At 74.9% G+C, this 16,689-nt stretch carries 15 protein-coding genes; 7 read left to right on the top strand and 8 right to left on the bottom strand.

What is annotated here, in order from left to right; translation table 11 throughout:
* The first annotated feature begins 64 nt into the window (after positions 1-64).
* The gene (locus IEZ07_RS24285) at positions 65-811 is read left to right on the top strand and encodes a class I SAM-dependent methyltransferase (protein ID WP_204054522.1); all 747 of its coding nucleotides are present in this window, start codon (positions 65-67) and stop codon (positions 809-811) included.
* Here the strand turns inward: IEZ07_RS24285 and IEZ07_RS24290 are convergent.
* Together IEZ07_RS24290 and IEZ07_RS24295 are read right to left on the bottom strand one after the other, a co-directional pair.
* Positions 801-2,402, bottom strand: coding sequence for a sensor histidine kinase (locus IEZ07_RS24290; protein WP_239320382.1), 1,602 nt, complete (start codon positions 2,400-2,402; stop codon positions 801-803). The two genes, IEZ07_RS24285 and IEZ07_RS24290, sit on opposite strands and share 11 nt — an antisense overlap.
* 159 nt (positions 2,403-2,561) lie before the next feature.
* The gene (locus IEZ07_RS24295) at positions 2,562-3,146 is read right to left on the bottom strand and encodes an RNA polymerase sigma factor (protein WP_191896847.1); all 585 of its coding nucleotides are present in this window, start codon (positions 3,144-3,146) and stop codon (positions 2,562-2,564) included.
* Positions 3,147-3,289: 143 nt separating this feature from the next.
* Between IEZ07_RS24295 and IEZ07_RS24300 the strand changes: the two genes are divergently transcribed.
* Entirely contained in the window at positions 3,290-4,078 is a 789-nt protein-coding gene (locus tag IEZ07_RS24300; RefSeq protein ID WP_191896848.1) for a hypothetical protein, read from the top strand.
* 148 nt (positions 4,079-4,226) lie between these two features.
* Here IEZ07_RS24300 and IEZ07_RS24305 read toward each other — a convergent pair whose 3' ends face one another.
* A complete protein-coding gene (locus IEZ07_RS24305) occupies positions 4,227-4,850 on the bottom strand; it encodes a DUF305 domain-containing protein (RefSeq protein ID WP_191896849.1) in 624 nt (207 codons plus the stop codon).
* Between the two features lie 327 nt (positions 4,851-5,177).
* Complete coding sequence (locus tag IEZ07_RS24310; protein WP_191896899.1) at positions 5,178-5,990, bottom strand: NAD-dependent protein deacetylase; 813 nt, start codon at positions 5,988-5,990, stop codon at positions 5,178-5,180.
* A 189-nt stretch (positions 5,991-6,179) separates the two neighbouring features.
* Here IEZ07_RS24310 and IEZ07_RS24315 point away from each other — a divergent pair, with 189 nt between their 5' ends.
* Positions 6,180-6,716 carry an NUDIX hydrolase family protein gene (locus IEZ07_RS24315; RefSeq protein WP_191896850.1) on the top strand — a complete coding sequence of 179 codons (537 nt, stop codon included), beginning with the start codon at positions 6,180-6,182 and terminating at the stop codon, positions 6,714-6,716.
* Between the two features lie 37 nt (positions 6,717-6,753).
* The gene (locus IEZ07_RS24320; protein WP_191896851.1) at positions 6,754-7,968 is read left to right on the top strand and encodes a methyltransferase; all 1,215 of its coding nucleotides are present in this window, start codon (positions 6,754-6,756) and stop codon (positions 7,966-7,968) included.
* Here the strand turns inward: IEZ07_RS24320 and IEZ07_RS24325 are convergent.
* The gene (locus IEZ07_RS24325; protein WP_191896852.1) at positions 7,958-10,456 is read right to left on the bottom strand and encodes a PEP/pyruvate-binding domain-containing protein; all 2,499 of its coding nucleotides are present in this window, start codon (positions 10,454-10,456) and stop codon (positions 7,958-7,960) included. The genes IEZ07_RS24320 and IEZ07_RS24325 overlap by 11 nt on opposite strands.
* The gene (locus IEZ07_RS35920) at positions 10,453-11,175 is read right to left on the bottom strand and encodes a TetR/AcrR family transcriptional regulator (RefSeq protein WP_204054523.1); all 723 of its coding nucleotides are present in this window, start codon (positions 11,173-11,175) and stop codon (positions 10,453-10,455) included. Before IEZ07_RS35920 ends, IEZ07_RS24325 begins: the two co-directional genes overlap by 4 nt.
* A gap of 144 nt (positions 11,176-11,319) precedes the next feature.
* Here IEZ07_RS35920 and IEZ07_RS24335 point away from each other — a divergent pair, with 144 nt between their 5' ends.
* The gene (locus IEZ07_RS24335; protein ID WP_153054536.1) at positions 11,320-11,736 is read left to right on the top strand and encodes a YchJ family protein; all 417 of its coding nucleotides are present in this window, start codon (positions 11,320-11,322) and stop codon (positions 11,734-11,736) included.
* A 52-nt stretch (positions 11,737-11,788) separates the two neighbouring features.
* Here the strand turns inward: IEZ07_RS24335 and IEZ07_RS24340 are convergent, their stop codons facing one another.
* A complete protein-coding gene (locus IEZ07_RS24340) occupies positions 11,789-13,048 on the bottom strand; it encodes an NAD(P)/FAD-dependent oxidoreductase (RefSeq protein ID WP_191896853.1) in 1,260 nt (419 codons plus the stop codon).
* Positions 13,049-13,338: 290 nt separating this feature from the next.
* Here IEZ07_RS24340 and IEZ07_RS24345 point away from each other — a divergent pair, with 290 nt between their 5' ends.
* Both IEZ07_RS24345 and IEZ07_RS24350 read left to right on the top strand, forming a co-directional pair.
* Entirely contained in the window at positions 13,339-13,941 is a 603-nt protein-coding gene (locus tag IEZ07_RS24345) for a helix-turn-helix domain-containing protein (protein WP_191896854.1), read from the top strand.
* Positions 13,942-14,049: 108 nt separating this feature from the next.
* Positions 14,050-14,922 carry a class I SAM-dependent methyltransferase gene (locus tag IEZ07_RS24350; protein ID WP_191896855.1) on the top strand — a complete coding sequence of 291 codons (873 nt, stop codon included), beginning with the start codon at positions 14,050-14,052 and terminating at the stop codon, positions 14,920-14,922.
* 131 nt (positions 14,923-15,053) lie between these two features.
* Here IEZ07_RS24350 and IEZ07_RS24355 read toward each other — a convergent pair whose 3' ends face one another.
* The gene (locus IEZ07_RS24355) at positions 15,054-16,595 is read right to left on the bottom strand and encodes a PucR family transcriptional regulator (protein WP_191896856.1); all 1,542 of its coding nucleotides are present in this window, start codon (positions 16,593-16,595) and stop codon (positions 15,054-15,056) included.
* Positions 16,596-16,689 lie beyond the last annotated feature (94 nt).

The raw sequence follows: 16,689 nt of genomic DNA on the forward strand, positions 1-16,689 counted from the left end.
GCCGAGGAGAGAACTCGGGGCACGGGCGAAGGGACTGAAGGTGACACCGGAGGAGCGACCGGAGGTGCCCGGCGCACGGCTGTACGACGCGATCGGCGGCGCCTACACCGCGACACGGCGTACCGAGCCGCGGATCGCCGCGCAGATCTGGGACGCGCTCGGGGACGCGCGGACGGTGCTGAACGTCGGGGCCGGTACCGGCTCCTACGAGCCTGCCGATCGCGACGTGACCGCGGTGGAGCCGTCGGCGGTCATGCGGGGGCAGCGGCCCGCCGGCTCGGCGCCGTGCGTGGCCGCCGCAGCGGAGAGCCTGCCGTTCGGGGACCGGTGCTTCGACGCGGCGATGGCGGTCTCCACCGTCCACCACTGGAGGGACCCGATGGCGGGGCTGCGTGAGATGCGGCGCGTGGCCCGCCGCGTGGTGGTGCTCACGTTCGACACCGACGAGCCCGGCTGGCAGGACCGCTTCTGGCTCACCCGCGACTACCTGCCCGAGTTCGCCACCGTCCTCGCGGGATTTCCCCCGCTCGCCGCGATGGCCGGCGCGATCGACGCCCGCGTCGAACCGGTGCCCGTCCCGTGGGACTGCGCCGACGGCCTGTTCGAGGCGTACTGGCGCCGACCGGCGGCGTATCTGGAGGATCACGTGCGCCGTGCGATGTCGGTGTGGGCAAAGGTCGGGCCGGAGGCCGAACGGCGGGCGGTGCGGAACCTCGGCGACGACCTCGGCTCCGGCCGGTGGGCCGAGCGCAACGGCGACCTCGCCGCCCTCGACGCGGCGGATCTCGGCCTCCGGCTGCTCATGGCGTGAAGCGGGTCTCGGCCTCCGGCTGCTCATGGCGTGAAGCCGCCGCCGGCGCGGGGTCCTGGACGGCCAGGGGCAGGGTGACCACGAAGCAGGCGCCGGGGCCGCTGCCGGGGTCGTACCAGGCCCGGCCGCCGTGCGCCTCGGCGAGGGAGGCCACGATCGACAGCCCCAGGCCCGTGCCGGCGATGCCGCGGGTGCGCTGGTCGTCGGCCCGGCTGAAGCGTTCGAACAGCCGGGGGACGAACCTCTCCGGCACGCCCGTGCCGTGGTCGCGGACACGGATGTCCACCGTTCCGGAGCCGAAGCGCGCCTGCAGGAGCACCGGCGGCGCGCCGTACTTGAGCGCGTTGCGCACGTAGTTGCCGATGATCTGCTGCAGGCGGAGCGGGTCGGCGAGCACCGGCGGCCCGGCCGGGCAGTCGACGGTGATCGACGCCTCCGGGAACAGGGCGGCGCACTCGGCCATGGCCTGGCGCAGGTCCACCGGTTGCGGCTCGACCCGCAGCCCGCCCGCCTCGAGGCTCGGCACGGTCAGCAGGTCCTCGGTGAGCATGGTCAGCCGGGTCAGCAGGGTCTGCGAGCGCGCGATCATCTGGCCGGTGCGTTCGGGGCCCAGTCCGGGATGGTCCTCGATGATCTCCAGGAAGCCGCGCACCGCGGTCAGCGGGGAGCGCAGCTCGTGGGAGACCACCGCGACGAGGTGGTCGCGCAGCGCGTTGGCCTGCCGCAGCTGCGCGTTGCGCGCGGCCAGCTCGTCGGCGTGCCGCCGCACCCGCCGGTACAGGGCGGTGACCTGGTGCATCAGCGCGGCGAACACCACCAGGGCGGCGATCAGGGCCAGCAGCCGGGCGCCGTACCAACCGAAGGTGAAGCGCGCCCCGGCGAACAGGGTCAGCAGCACGTCCCCGCAGGAGGCGATCACCGCGATCACCGCCCAGGCCTCCAGGCCGCGTACGGCGCTCCGGAAACGGCTGACCGCCAGCAGCAGGCCGACCGCGTTCGCCGCGATGATGGCCGCTCCGAACCGCTCGGTCAGCACGCGGTAGTCCCCGTTGACCATGATCACGGGAACGTGCTCGGCCTGGGCCGTCACCAGCCAGGCGACCACGGCGGCCCCGGCCGCCATGGATCCGGACGCGAGCGCGACCAGCGGCCACCGGCGCCCGGCAGGGGCCGGGGCGGCCTCCAGCCGGCGCGGCCACGGCCCCAGCGCCAGTCCGATCAGCAGGGGGAAGCCGGTGTGCCAGGCGGTCCACAGCCACGGCGCGCTGCTCGGCGTCGCGCCCAGCAGTCCCTGGGGCGCGAACAGGCCGGAGAACACCAGTGCGTGCGGCACGATGACGGCGGCCGACCACAGGTAGGCGCACGACAGGGCCAGCAGCCGGCGGTCGCCGCCCGCCAGGAACTGGGTGATCAGCAGGAACGCGGTGAGCAGGTCGCTTCCCCACACCAGTGCGAGGAAGGCCGGAAGGAACGCCGGAACCTGGCCGAGCATGCGGTCGGCGCCCAGGAAGATCAATGCTGTGATCACCGGGACGATCACGGCCGCGAGCAGGGGCGCGCGGCCCACCCGCGCGGTCGGGGCATCGTCCATCACGGAACTGAGGGTCACCGTGTCCGCATCGGCGGTCTACGGCGGAACCTGAGGGTGACGGAGGACACACGGCACCGGGCCCGGGCGGGCCGTACGGCGGTGCCCCGTGGAGATGCGCTCCGCAGGAGCACCGCCGACCGCGGCGCGGGACGGGACGCCTCACTCGGTGCCGAGCGGCCGGGCGGCGGCCCGGGGTCCGCCGACGTGGTGCAGGAGACCGGCGATCCGGCGCAGCGCGCGAGCGGTGCGGCTCTTGACCGTGCCCAGCGGCAGGCCCAGTTCCAGAGCGATCTCCGCCTGCGTCATGCCGTCGTAGTAGGCCATGCGCAGGACCCCGCGTTCGTCCGGGTGGAGCAGGGTGAGGGCCCGCCGCACCTGGAGGCCGAGCCACTCCCGCTCCAGGCAGGGCGGCTCGGCGGCCAGGTGCGCGGCCTCGTCGAGGGCGACCTGCCCGCCGGCGGCCCGGCGCGCGTCCCGGTGGACGTCGCGGGCGGTACGGCGGACGATCGCGTACAGCCAGGGCAGCGGCTCGCGCTCCTCGTCGAACCCCGGAGCCGCCCGCCAGGCCCGGACGAGCGCCCGCTGGACCGCCTCGGCGGCCAGGTCCGGGTCGCCGAGCAGGCGCAGGGCGGTGGCGTGCAGCCGTGCCGAGTGCACGGTGTACAGCTCCGCCAGCGCGGTCTCGTCCCCCGCGCGGAAACGCCGGGCGAGCGCCCGGCCGGTCTCGTCCATGGTCGACGCCATCCCTCCATCGGCTTCGCCCATGGTGGGACATGAGTCATCCTCGCTTCCGCGTCCTTCTGCACAGTGCGGAACCGCCCGCCGGTCCGGCGCGGTACTGCAGGGCGTCAACGGCACGAACAAGAGAGCAAGAGAAGGAAGAGACCATGGGACTCAGGAAGACCTCCCTGCGAGCCGCCGCGCTGACGGGGCTGTCGGCCCTCGCGATCGCGGGCCTGCCGAACACCGGCCAGGCCCAGGCCGCCGCCGGGGGGACCGTCTCGCTGCAGGGGACGAAGCTCGTCTACGTCGCGGCCCCGGGCGCGAGCAGCAGCGCCGGCATCAGCCTCTTCAACGGCGAGATCGCCGTCTTCGACACCGCGCCGCTCGCGAGCGGGCCCGGCTGCCGTCAGCTCACCCCCAGGGCGGTGGCCTGCGGGACCGCCGTCACGGAGTTCACCGCGACGATGGGGGATCTGAACGACAGCCTCAGCGTCGGCGCCCCGATCAACGGCACCGTCGACGGAGGGGACGGCCAGGACGGCTTCCTGGCCGGCACGAAGTCGGCGAGGCCCCGGTCGATCACCTTCATCGGCGGCACCGGGACGGACACCGTCTCCTACCGGGGCAGCGACCTGTCGGTGCGGGTCAGCCTGGACAACAACGCCGACGACGGCCGCAACATCGACTCCGACGACATCCGCAGCGACGTGGAGAACATCGTGGGCACCCCGCACGGCGGTGACATCCTGGTCGGCAACTCGGGCAGGAACACGATCGACGGCGTCTCGGGTCCCGGCGACCAGCTGTACGGCGAGGGCGGTCCCGACCGGCTCCTCGCCAAGGACCTGGACAGGGAGACCGCGCTGGACTGCGGCGGGGGCGGCGGCGACGAGGTCGTCATGGACGAGATCGACCCCGCCCCGGTCGGCTGCGAGATCGTCCGGAAGCTCTGATCCGTGCCCCGTGCGCAGGCATCGGGTCCGGCCGGGGAGGGGGCGCGGCCCGCACCTCGCCCGGAGGCGGAGTGGCCCGGGCCCCGCCGGCCGGGCCCCGCTGGGGGAGTGGCCCACGGCTCGGGCAGGGGCGCCGCGGGGGCGCGGCTCAGCCGCCGCCGAGGATCTTCTCCAGCCGCTCGCTCTCGGCCTGCCGGGAGGTTCCGACGGTCTCGGCGAGCCGGCGGGCCGCGGGGTTGAGGCCCTCCGCCCGTTCGGCGGCGGCCATCTCGACCGCGCCCCGGTGCTGGCCGATCATCAGCTCGGCGAACCTCCGGTCGAACTCCGCCCCCTCGGCCCGCCGCAGTCCGGCCATCTCGGCCCCGGTCGCCAGGCCGGGTACGTCCTGCCCGGGACCCTCCCCGGAGGCGGCCTTGCCCCAGGCCGCCAGCCAGCCGGTCATGGCGGCGATCTCCGAGCTCCGGACGCGGGCGGCCTCCGCCGCGAGCTCCGCGAGCCCCGGGTCGGAGGCACGGGCCGCGGCGAGCCGGGCCATCTCCACGGCCTGCTCGTCGAGCGGGATCATCATCCGGGCGAATGCCACGTCGGCGTCGTTGAAGTCGGTCGTCGGCTGAACGCTCGGGGCGGGCGCGGGAGCGCTCGTCCCGGCGCCGGGGGTCGCCTCCGGGGCGTCGCCGCCGCAGGCGGCGAGCAGGGCCAGGGCGCAGACTCCCGCCGCCGCGGACAGGGAGGCCGGCGGAAGCCCGCGGGCGGTGGATCGGCCGGTGAACATGTCGGTCGGCCTCCTCCCCGGTTCGTCGCGCATGGCGGCCGGCCGTTCGCGGACGGTCCCGGCGGGGGGTGGAGCCGGTATCCGCCCGGTCCATGGCCTGCCCTGCCATTCTACGATCGGCGGCCGGACGGACCCCGGCGCGGTCGGGCGCCCGGAGAGCCGCCGGGCCGGACACGGCGTGCCGGCGTCACCGGCCCGGGGCCGCGGCGCGGGTCCGCGGACGCCGCCGGATCGGGCCGAGTGCCATGGTTCGGGCCCGCCGATGTCACCGGATCGGGCCGAGTGCCATGGTTCGGGCCCGCCGATGTCACCGGATCGGGCCGGGCGTCACGGTTCGGGGTCGAGCTCCGACAGGAGCGCGGTGAGGGCCGGACCGAGCGGGGCGTCGAAGCGCAGGAGCGCGTCGGCGTCGCCCCGGGTCGGCCCCCGGTTGACGATCACGACGGGTACGGCGTGCTCGGCGGCGCGGCGGACGAACCGGTAGCCGGACATCACCGTCAGCGAGGACCCGAGGACCAGCAGGAGGCCGGCCCGCTCGGTCAGCGCGTAGCACTCCTGGACCCGGGCACGCGGCACGTTCTCCCCGAAGAAGATCACATCGGGCTTGAGCAGGCCGCCGCAGCCGAGGCAGTCCACGACCCGGAAGGAGTCGACCCGGTCGTCGGCGAGGACGGCGTCGCCGTCGGGGTTGACCGCCTCGGCCCGGGCGTCCCAGCCCGGATTGGCCGCGTGCAGGCGCCGGTCGAGCAGCTCGCGGGGGGTGCGCTCGCCGCAGGACAGGCAGCGGACGCGGTCGAGGCCGCCGTGCAGCTCGATCACGTCCCGGGCGCCGGCGGCCTGGTGCAGGCCGTCGACGTTCTGGGTGATGACCCCGGCGACCAGCCCGCGGCGCTGCAGCTCGGCGACCGCGCGGTGACCGGCGTTGGGGGCGGCGCGGGCGATGTGCCGCCAGCCCAGGTGGCTGCGCGCCCAGTAGCGCCTGCGGGCCGCCGCGCTGCCGGTGAACGCCTGGTAGGTCATCGGCTCGGCCCGCCGCACGCGGCCGGTCTCCCCCCGGTAGTCCGGGATGCCGGACTCGGTCGACAGCCCGGCCCCGCTCAGGACCACGACCTCGCCGTCCGAGACGAGATCGGCCAGCATCCGGAACCGGCGGCCGGGGTCCGCGCCCGGCCGGCCGGGCGGCGCGCCGGGCACACCGCCGAGCACGCTGCCGGAACCCTCGCCTGCCACCCGAGCCACCTGTCCATGATGCCCGATGTCCGCATCCGGTCGAGCCGCACTTCGGGACTGGCCGTGCCCGCGGGGCCCGTCGCGAAGTACGATCGACCAATGACCGAAATGACCGAAACCGCGTCCGGTTGGCTCTCTCCCGACGAGCTGGAGGCGGCACGCGCGCGGATGCCGATCCTCTACGTCGACGCCGTACCGGTGCGGGTCGACGATACGGGGACGGTCACGCACGTCGGGCTGCTGCTGCGCATCGGATCGGACGGGACGGTCAGCCGCGCCCTGGTGTCCGGACGCGTGCTCCACCACGAGCGCGTCCGCGACGCGCTCCTGCGCCACCTGGAGAAGGACCTCGGCCCGGTGGCGCTGCCCCGCGTCCCGGCCTCCCCGCAGCCGTTCACCATCGCCGAGTACTTCCCGACGCCGGGCGTCACGCCGTACCACGATCCCCGGCAGCACGCGGTCTCCCTGGCCTACGTCGTCCCGGTCGCCGGGGACTGCAGCCCCCGGCAGGACGCCCTCGACTTCGCCTGGTTCACGCCGCAGGAGGCCTCGTCGCCGTCGGTGCTGCAGGAGATGTCCGGCGGGCAGGACGTCCTGCTGAAGCAGGCCCTGGCCCACGTCGGCCGCCTCCCCTGACGTCCCCGCCGCGCCGGTACGGCTAGCCTGGGGCGCGATGAACCGCCTGACGACTCCGCGGGGCGAGCTCGCCCTCGCCCGCTTCCCCGAAGACCCCCGCGACCTGCTCCGCGCCTGGGACGCCGCCGACGAGTACCTCCTGCGGCACCTCGACGGCACCGCCGGTGAGGCCGCCGGGGGAGCCGGCGGCGTGACCGGCGGAGGGCCGGTGGACCTGTCGGGCACCGTGGTCGTGGCGGGCGACCGGTGGGGCGCGCTGACCACCGCGCTCGCCGTCCACCGCCCCGTGCAGATCACCGACTCGTTCCTCACCCAGGAGGCGACCCGGGCCAACCTGGAGCGCAACGGGATCGGCCCGGACCGGGTGCGGCTGCTGTCGACCAGGGACGCCCCGCCGGACCGGATCGACGTGCTGCTGGTCCGGGTGCCCAGGAGCCTGGCGCTCCTGGAGGACCAGCTGCACCGGCTCGCGCCCCGCGTGCACGCCGGCACCGTCGTGGTCGGCACGGGGATGGTCACCGAGATCCACACCTCGACGCTGCGGCTGTTCGAGCGGATCCTCGGCCCGACCAGGACGTCGCTGGCGGTGCGCAAGGCGCGGCTCATCCTCTGCGCGCCCGACCCCGCCCTGCCCCGGACCGCCAGCCCCTGGCCGAAGAGCTACGAGCTGCCCGGCGGGGTCGGACCGGCCTCGGGCCTGACCGCCGTCAACCACGCGGGCGTCTTCTGCGCCGACCGCCTCGACATCGGCACCCGGTTCCTGCTCCGGCACCTTCCCCGGCGCCGGGGCCCCAAGCGTGTCGTGGACCTGGGCTGCGGCAACGGGGTGGTCGGCACGGCCGCGGCGCTGGACAACCCCGAGGCCGAGGTGCTGTTCGTCGACGAGTCCTACCAGGCGGTGGCCTCGGCGGAGGCCACGTTCCTGGCGAACACCGCGCCGGGCGCCGGTGCGGAGGCCGGGCCGGGGCGCAGGGCGGAGTTCCGGGTGGGCGACGGGTTGTCCGGCGTGCCGGCCCGGACGGTCGACCTGGTCCTGAACAACCCGCCGTTCCACAGCCACCGGGCGACGACCGACGCCACGGCGTGGCGCATGTTCACCGGGTCGCGCGCCGCCCTGCGCCGCGGGGGCGAGCTGTGGGTCGTCGGCAACCGGCACCTGGGATACCACGCGAAGCTGCGCCGGCTCTTCGGCAACTGCGAGGTCGTCGCGAGCGACCCGAAGTTCGTCGTCCTGCGGGCCGTCAAGCGCTGACCCCGTACGGGCCGGGGGCCTCGGCCGGGGCGATCACCTCGACGCTGCCGCGTCCTCCGTCGACGCGGATCCGGTCGCCGTCGCGTACCCGCATGGTGGCGTCCCCGGTGCCGACGACGGCGGGGATGCCCAGCTCGCGCGCGACGATCGAGGCGTGCGAGAGCGGCGCGCCGACGTCGGTGACGACCGCCGCCGCCCGGGGGAACAGCGGTGTCCAGCCCACGTTGGTCACGGTCGTCACCAGGATCTCGCCCTGCCCGAGCCGGTGGCCCTCCTCCATCGAGGTGATCACCCGGGCGGTCCCCTCGACCACCCCGGCCGCGCCGGGGAAGCCGGTGACGGTCTCCGACGCGGGAGCCGGCGGCGCGTGGGAGTCGAAGACGTCACCCCGGCGGTCCGGATCGGCGGCCCACCGCTCCGGGTCGAACCGCCCGCGGATGACTCCGGGGTAGGGCGGCAGTGACCGGTAGTGCTCGTAGGCCGCCCGCCGCTCCGCGACCGAGGAGAGCGGCCGCCGGCCGCCGCGCAGCACGTCCAGGATCTCGTCGATCGTCAGGAAGAAGAGATCGTCGCCGTGCCCGGTCAGCTCCCCGGCCCGCAGGACGAAGTCGCGCAGCACCCAGAAGGAGCGGATCGTCTCCGAACGGGCCTCCTCCCGGGCCTGGACGATCGCCCCCCACCGGTCGACCGTCCGGCGCAGCCGCGCGGCCCGCCGCGGAGCGCGCTCCCGGAACCTCCGCCAGGCGGCGCGGCCCACCTCGTCCTGGCGTTCCAGGAGCTCCGCCGGGTCGGTCGCGGAGGCGGCGAGCAGCCTGCCGATCCACTCCGGGTCCTCTCCGGGCCGGGGCGCCGAGAGCTCGAACTCGTCCGGGCAGCGGTGGCCGTACCGCCGGGCGAAGGTCTCCCGGTCGATCTCTCCGCGCCCGAGCCGGGCCAGGCCGAGCAGCGGCCCGAGACTCTCCAGGCGCCCCCCGCCGACCCGGATCCCGGACGTCAGCGCGTTGGCGTCCTCCTCCCCGACCAGCCGCACCAGCCTGTTCCGGAGGAAGATGAGCGCACCGGCGTCCTGGCGGCCCGCGGCGGCCAGCATGCGGCTGCACTCGCGGAAGTACGGCTCCACCCGGTCCCGCCAGAGCGCGGGCAGGTCCTCGGCGGCGGCGATCTCGGCGCGCAGGGACTCGGCGCGCGCGGCCGCGGTCGCGAGGAACTCCGGGAGCCTGCGGGCGTACCCCCGCAGGGCGAGGCGGCCGCGGACGATCGGCAGCGCCTCCCTGAGGATCCGCCGGCGCGGCATCGGCAGCGGCGGGGGAGCGAGCCCTTCCGGTATGCGGCCGAAGACCGGCTCCTGGGCGGCCCGGAGGCGCCCGCCCATGCCCAGGGCCGCCGCGAGCGAGGCCGTCACGCTCAGATTCATGTAGAACCTGCCGCCGATGTTCCCGCACAGGGGATGGCCGCCGAGCTCGGAGAAGATCATCGCGTCGGCCATGAACGCCCGCACGGCCGACCAGGTGCACGGCGTCATGACGCTCGGGATCGCCTCGCCCAGGTTGCCGTTGGTCCACAGGTAGTCGCCCCTGAGGGAGTCGTTCCACTCTTCGCGCCGCCCGGTGATCGGCCTGGCCTGGAGGATGTACGGCCGCCCGTCGTGCAGCGCCCACTCGACGTCCACCGGATGGCCGTACAGCTCCTCGATGCGCAATCCGAGACCGGCCAGTTCCAGGGCCTGGGCCGCCGATAGGGCGGGCCGGTCGCGCAGGCCGGGCGGGACCGGCTCCTCGCGGGTGCCGCCGGGCGTGCGCACGGTCATGACGGTCTTGGACGCGACCGTCTCCGCGACGACCGTGCGGCGGTCGCGGTCGACGGTGAACGTGTCGGGCGTGACCAGGCCGCCGACGACCGCCTCGCCCAGGCCCCAGGCCGCGTTGACGGTCAGGCGGCCGCGGTCCTCGGTGAACAGCACGCCCGCCGCGTCGGCGGGCACGAGCTCCTGGACGACGACGGCGAGGGCCACCTGGTCGCGGGGGATGCCGTGGCGCTCGCGGTAGGCGACGGCCCGATCGGTCCAGAGCGACGCCCAGCAGCGCCTGACCGCGTCCAGCAGCTCCTCGGCGCCGCGGATGTTGAGGTAGCTCTCCTGCTGGCCGGCGAAGGACATGCCGGGCAGGTCCTCGGCGGTCGCCGACGACCGGACCGCGACCGGGACGTCCCCGCGGTCCCCGCACAGCCTCCGGTAGGCGTCCCGGACGTCACCGGCGATGTCGTCCGGGACCCGGTGGGAGGCGAAGAGCGCGGCGATCTCGTCGGCCCCGCCCGACAGGATCGCGTCCCGCAGGCCGTGCCGGGCCACGAAGCCGCGGTAGGCCGCGGTGGTGACGTGGAATCCGGGCGGCACCGGCAGCCCGGCCCGGGCCAGGCGGGCCAGGGACTCGCCCTTGCCGCCCACCGTCGCCAGGTCGGCTCCGGGGCCGTCGAGCGGGAGCGTGTTCAAAGGCTCTCCTCCAGTTTTCTCCGGGCGATCTCCAGCGCCCGGTCCAGGTAGCGTGCGGTGGCCTCGGCCACCTGCGCGGCGCTCTCGGGGGTGACGGGGTGCCCGGACCCCAGGGTCCGCTGCACCGTCTCGGCGAGCAGGTCGGCGCGCCGCTCCATGTCCAGGTGGAACGGGTCGGGCAGCGCGGGGGCGTGGAAGAACCCGTAGAAGGCGGTGGCCATCACGTTCTGCTGCTCGGCGGGGGTCAGGTCGGATCTGACGAGCCCGTGCTCCCTCAGGACGCCGAGGTAGGCGGCGAACGCGGTGGACATCGCCTCGGCGGCCTCCGGGCTGGTGCGCTTGTGCCGCAGCAGGGCGCCGAGCACCTCCCCGTCGCCGAGCAGGAGCGCCTTGAGCAGCGGACGCCGGAGCATCTCCAGCGCCAGCCGCCGGACCAGGCCGCCCACCGGCTCCGCCCGGCCGGCGGTGCACAGCCGTACGGCCTCCAGCATCAGCACCCGCTCCCTGCGGAGCAGGGCGGTGAACAGGGCCTCCCGGCTCTTCCAGTGCAGGTAGATCGTGCCCTTGGCGACGTGGGCGTGCCGGGAGACGTCGTCGAGGGTCGTCTTGTCGTAGCCCCAGCGGCCGACCAGCTCCGCCGCCGCGTCCAGGATCCGGTCCGCCCGCGCCCGGCGCTGCTCCGGCGTCCGCCGCCTGCGATCGGAGGACTCGGCTGTCATGGGGCCACCTCTCGGATATATGACTGAATATACGTATCTAGTCATACATCCGACAAGGCGTCACCGTGAACCCCGGCCGCCGTGAACCCGCTCCGCTGCGGACCAGAGGCGGAAGGCGGATCCGGGGACGGCACAATGGGAGACATGTCCCGACGCAGCACGCAGCCCCGCCGGGCCGCTTCCGGATCCGCCGCCCCCTGCCCCTGCGGGCTGCCCGCGCCCTACCGGGACTGCTGCGGGCGGCTGCACCGGGGGGAGGCCGCCGCGCCCACCGCGGAGCTGCTCATGCGCTCGCGGTTCAGCGCCTTCAGCGTCGGCGACGCGGGGTATCTCCTGCGCACCTGGCACCCGTCGACGCGCCCGCCCGCGGTGGACCTCGACCGGGCGCTGCGCTGGACGGGCCTGGAGATCCTGGAGGTCACCGGCGGGAGCGCCTTCCACACCGAGGGCACCGTCCGCTTCCGCGCCCGCTACACCGAGCGCGGCCGGGCGGGGGAGATGGAGGAGCACAGCCGCTTCACCCGGCACGCGGGCGCGTGGGTGTACGTGGGCGCGCTCTGAAGGATCGCCTCCGTCCCGGGACCGGAGGCGATCCGTCGCGGACCGCCGGTTCTCAGCGCAGCGGATCGAACTCGCGCAGGGCGTCGGGCTGCTTGCCGGTGACGATTCGTTCGGCCAGCAGCCGCCCCGTGACCGGGCCGTGGGCCAGGCCCCACATGCCGTGTCCGCCGGCCACGTAGATCCCCGGCTCGCGTACCGCGCCGATCAGCGGACGCCCGTCGGAGGTGACCGGCCGCGGGCCGACCCACTCGTCGGTGCGCTCCGCCCAGCGCACGCCTTCCAGCAGCGGGCGGACGGAGGCGATGATCGCCTCCAGCCGGGCCGGGACGAGCGGCGCGTCCGGGTCGCGGAACTCCATGGTGCCCGCCACGCGCAGCGCGCCCTGGTACGGCGTGCACGCCACCCGCACGTCCGGCAGGTAGATCGGGCCGGGCACCGGCCGGTCCACCGGCACGGTGAAGGAGTAGCCGCGCCCGGCCCGCAGCGGGACGCGCACCCCCCACCGGGAGGCCAGCCGCGGCAGCCACGCGCCGGTGGCCAGCACCACCGCGTCGGCGGACAGGGTCGTGCCGTGCGGGGAACGCACGGTGACCCTTCCGCCGTCGCCGCGCACCCCGGACACCTCGAGGGCGTGGACGGTGGCGCCGCGGGCCATGACGGCCTCGCCCAGTGCGTGGACGAAGCGGCCCGGGTCGACGTACCGCTGCCCGTCGATGCGCACGCCCGCCTGCAGGGCCCCGGACGCGAGCGGCACGTGCTCGGCCAGCCGCGCGCCGGACAGGGTGCCGTGGTCGACCCGCTGCCCGGCCTCGCCCAGCCTGCGCAGCTCGCGCAGCAGCCCCTCGGCCTGCCGCGGGGTCCGGAACGCCGCGGTGATGGGCGCCCGGACGAGGGGCGCGTCCACGCCGCCGGCCGTGAGCGCCTCGAACGCCTCGATGCACTCGTCGTTCAGGGGCAGGTTGGCCCGCACCGCCCGGGTCCACGACGACCACCGGCAGTTGGCGGCGAAGCGGGCCAGGAACGCCCACAGTCCGGGATCGACGCCCGCGGGGATGTGCAGCGGTGCGGCCGGGTTCACCAGCGACCGCAGGCCGTAGCGGAGCACCGAGGGCTCGTTCAGCGGGATCGTCAGCCCCGGGGCGATCCATCCGGCGTTGCCCCAGGACGCGCCGGCCGCTATGCCGCCGCGGTCGACCACGTCGACCTGCACACCGTGTTCTTGCAGGAACCACGCGGTGGACAGCCCCACGATGCCCGCGCCCACCACGATCACCGACCGGGGCCCGTCGCCGATGCGCTCGACGCCGCTCATGACCCGCCTCCATACCAGGACGAATGCTGTTGCCGGGATCAGCATGACCCCCACGGCCCCGGATGAGGTTGTGGGATGCCGACAATCGAAGGCCTGATCTTGGAGGTTCGCTACAACGGAGTGTCCCGGCCGTATCGACCGCAAGCGTTGTCGACACGAGGTGCGAGACTCCACATCGCGTGATGCATGTGTTCGAGCGCGCAGGGCGCGGTCCGGTTGCTCGCACAGGGCTGCAGACGTTCCGGACCCTTGCCTCCGAAGTCATCTTCATATTGCTTAAAAGGCATACGATGTTGCCCGTGACGCAAAAAGATGAAGAACTGGACGGCCTCGTGCGCAAACGCATCCGGGCCCTGCGGGTGGCGCAGGGCTGGTCCCTGGAAGAGCTGGCCACCCGCGCCAACCTCAGCCAGTCCTCACTGAGCCGCATCGAGAACGGCCGGCGCCGCCTTGCGCTGGACCAGTTGGTCGTCCTGGCCCGCGCCCTGGACACCACACTGGATCAGCTCGTGGAGACCGCCGCCGACGACGTCGTCACCAGTCCGATGATCGACGGCGCCCACGGCCTGATGCGGTGGTCCATCAAGGGCGATCCCGGCATGAGCGTGGTGCGCCAGCGCATGACCGAACCGCCGCCCGACAATCCGGCGCGCATGCGCGCCCACGCGGGACGCGAATGGCTCGTCGTCCTGTCCGGCACCGCGGTCCTCATGCTCGGCCACCGCCGCTTCCGCATCGAGACCAACCAGGCCGCCGAGTTCCCCACGATGATGCCCCACGCGATCGGCGCCGAGGGCGGCCCCTGCGAGATCCTGGGCATCTTCGACCGCGACGCCCGCCGCGGCCACCAGCGCGAGAACGGCGACCGCGACGCTCAGGGCGCCGGTGGGTGACCACTCGTGACGGCGACGGCTTGCGCGCCCGGCAGCGCATCCGGCCATCGTCTTGCCAAAACCGAAAGAGATTGTGCTTTAGACGCATGGCCGTCCTACCTTGAAGGCATGAACCGAGCACACCCGCACACCCCGCGCCACGGCGCCCAGCACGATCACCACCGGGAGCACGATGCCGGCGGCCAAGCGGAGATCCTCGACCTGGACGCCGAGGTCCTCGCCGAGCACACGGCGTCGATCATCGCCTGGCTGCCGCTGGAGAGCGAGCCGCGCCGGATCGTGGACCTGGGCTGCGGCACCGGCGCGGGAACCTTCGCGCTCCTCGAACGCTTCCCCGGCGCGCACGTCACCGCCGTCGACACCTCGGCCGGGCACCTCCGGCTCCTGCGCGAGAAGGCGCGCGCCCGCGGTGCCGAGGGGCGTGTGCGGACCGTGCAGGCCGACCTCGACGCCGGCCACTGGCCCGACCTCGGCACGCCGGACCTGGTGTGGGCCTCGGCCTCGATGCACCACATGGCCGACCCCGGCCGCGCCCTCCGGAGCGTCCGCGAACTGCTCGCCCCCGGCGGCCTGTTCGCCGTCGTGGAGCTCGCGGGTTTCCCCCGCTTCCTCCCCGCCCACGCCCCGGAGAACCGGCCCGGCCTCGAAGAACGCGCCCATGCGGCGACCGACGCCTTCCACGCCGAGCACGTTCCGCACCGCGGCGCCGACTGGGGCCCGATGCTGACGGCCGCCGGCTTCACCGTCGAGGCCGAGCGCACCATCACCGTCGACATCGAGGGTGGGCGCAGCGAAGCGGTCGGCCGCTACGCCCACGGCAGTCTGCAGCGCATCCGCGGAGTCGCCGCACCCGCCCTCAGCCCCGAGGACCTCGCCGCACTCGACGAGCTCCTGGACACCGACAGCCCGAACAGCCTCCTGCGCCGCGCGGATCTCGCCGTACGCACCGAGCGCACCGTCTGGGCCGCCCGCCGCGCCTGACATCCGGCGCGACCCGCGGCCGCCTGCCGGGCAGGGGGCTCGCCCCGAAGCGCGGACACCTGCGACCACCACCGGGGCCGTACCGCGCGCGACGGGCAACCGCCCATCGGCCGCGTCGACGGCCCCACGGGTCAATACGCCTGGTCGTCTCCGAGGGCGGCCAGGCTGATGATCATGGCGAGACGCTGGCGGGCGTCGTCCAGGTTCAGCGGAGTGATCTCGCCGATCCTGCGCAGCCGGTTGCGGACGGTGTTGGGGTGGACACCGAGCCGCTCGGCCGCGGCGGCGAGATCGCCCTGGGCCTCCAGCCACGCCCGCAGCGTCGCCGCGTAGTGGGTGGCGTGCGCGGCGTCGTGCCCGCGCAGCGCGCTGACCGGCCCCCGGGCGGGAGGCCGGCCCGTGCGCGCCGCGGCGCGCAACCGCTGGAGCAGGATGTCGCCCCAGGACTCGTCGTAGGCCGGCGGCGCGGTCCGGGGCGCGCCCGCCTCGTGCAGCGCCAGGCACTCGTCGGCCTCCTGCCGGCCGGCCGGAAGCTCCTCGGCCTGGGCCGGGGCGCCGATCCCGGCCAGGACGCGCACCCGCGCCGGAAGCGCGGCCTGCAGTGCGGCCACCCACTCGCGTGCCGCGGCCGCCGGCTCGCCGGGCAGGATCGTGTAGAGCGTGTTGTCCAGCAGCGTGCTGCGCCCCGGCCGGGACCAGCCGAAACCGGTGGTGGCCCGCTCGAAGGCCAGCAGGGGTGCGGCGTGCCGCTCGGTGTCGGCGTGCGCGCGGACCGCGATGACCCGCATCGCCCCCGGGGCCAGTCCCAGCTGGCTCAGCACCGTCGCGGCGTCGGCGCCGCCCTCCAGCAGCCGGACGGTCAGGTCCGACTCCACCTGCCGCTCCAGGTCCGCGCTCGCCCGTGAGCGCAGCAGGTGCAGGGCCACCGTGCGCGCGCCGTCGGTCAGGGCGCCGAGCCGCGCCCCGGTCAGCGGGCTGCCGCAGGTGACCCAGACCGATCCCAGCAGCTCGCGGCCCGCCCGCACCGCCACCGCCATGCGCCCGGTCAGGCCGTTCTGCGGGTCCTGCGCCACGAACACCGGCTCGTCCGTCGAGGCCAGGTGGTCGAAGACCCCCCGGGCCCGGAGCGTCTCGCGCAACCGGTCCGGCACCTGCCGCACCAGGATCGTCTCGAGCCGGGCCGGGTCGCCCGCCTGCTGGGAGCGCGAGTACGCCAGCACCCGCGACAGCCGGTCCTCGATGGTCACCGCCCCGCCGATCACATCCGCCAGGTTGTCGGCCAGCGCGAACAGGTCCGTCGGCCCGCGGCCCGACTCGGTCTCCCGCCCCTCCAGCACCAGCCCGTAGACGACGCCGGTGAGCTGGCTCCACGACACCGCGGGATCGACCAGCATCACCGCCACGTCCTCGCTCTCACCGGCGGAGAAGGCCTCGTGGGCGGCGTCGGTCTCGGCGCGCACCAGGACCGCCGCGGACCGGGCCGACACCGCCCAGCGCACCGCCTCGGCCACCGACGCGGCTCCCACCGCCAGCAGCACGTCGCCCGCGACCCGGTCGTCGGTGGGATCGGGCATCGCCACACTGCGCAGCTGCACCGAGCGCGTCTGCGGCCGGCCGCACAGCCGTACGCCGTATCCGCCCAGCACGTTGATCAAGCGGTCCAGTCTGATCATGAGCGCCTCCTGCCCGGTGCCGACGCATCACGGTAACCACCGGCTCCGGGGGTGCGCGCCCGTCAGCGACGGAGCGGGACTCCCCGGTCAGGAC

The organism is Planomonospora parontospora, from assembly GCA_014647935.1.
Classification (GTDB): Bacteria; Actinomycetota; Actinomycetes; order Streptosporangiales; family Streptosporangiaceae; genus Planomonospora; species Planomonospora parontospora.

Bases quoted from the DNA above. Each gene is read 5' to 3' on its own strand.
- IEZ07_RS24290 (WP_239320382.1), bottom strand. From the start codon at position 2,402: ATGGACGATGCCCCGACCGCGCGGGTGGGCCGCGCGCCCCTGCTCGCG.
- IEZ07_RS24340 (WP_191896853.1), bottom strand. From the start codon at position 13,048: ATGAGCGGCGTCGAGCGCATCGGCGACGGGCCCCGGTCGGTGATCGTG.
- IEZ07_RS24335 (WP_153054536.1), top strand. From the start codon at position 11,320: ATGTCCCGACGCAGCACGCAGCCCCGCCGGGCCGCTTCCGGATCCGCC.
- IEZ07_RS24300 (WP_191896848.1), top strand. From the start codon at position 3,290: ATGGGACTCAGGAAGACCTCCCTGCGAGCCGCCGCGCTGACGGGGCTG.
- IEZ07_RS24310 (WP_191896899.1), bottom strand. From the start codon at position 5,990: ATGCTGGCCGATCTCGTCTCGGACGGCGAGGTCGTGGTCCTGAGCGGG.
- IEZ07_RS24350 (WP_191896855.1), top strand. From the start codon at position 14,050: ATGAACCGAGCACACCCGCACACCCCGCGCCACGGCGCCCAGCACGAT.
- IEZ07_RS35920 (WP_204054523.1), bottom strand. From the start codon at position 11,175: ATGACAGCCGAGTCCTCCGATCGCAGGCGGCGGACGCCGGAGCAGCGC.
- IEZ07_RS24345 (WP_191896854.1), top strand. From the start codon at position 13,339: ATGTTGCCCGTGACGCAAAAAGATGAAGAACTGGACGGCCTCGTGCGC.
- IEZ07_RS24295 (WP_191896847.1), bottom strand. From the start codon at position 3,146: ATGGCGTCGACCATGGACGAGACCGGCCGGGCGCTCGCCCGGCGTTTC.
- IEZ07_RS24320 (WP_191896851.1), top strand. From the start codon at position 6,754: ATGAACCGCCTGACGACTCCGCGGGGCGAGCTCGCCCTCGCCCGCTTC.
- IEZ07_RS24355 (WP_191896856.1), bottom strand. From the start codon at position 16,595: ATGATCAGACTGGACCGCTTGATCAACGTGCTGGGCGGATACGGCGTA.
- IEZ07_RS24315 (WP_191896850.1), top strand. From the start codon at position 6,180: ATGACCGAAATGACCGAAACCGCGTCCGGTTGGCTCTCTCCCGACGAG.
- IEZ07_RS24305 (WP_191896849.1), bottom strand. From the start codon at position 4,850: ATGTTCACCGGCCGATCCACCGCCCGCGGGCTTCCGCCGGCCTCCCTG.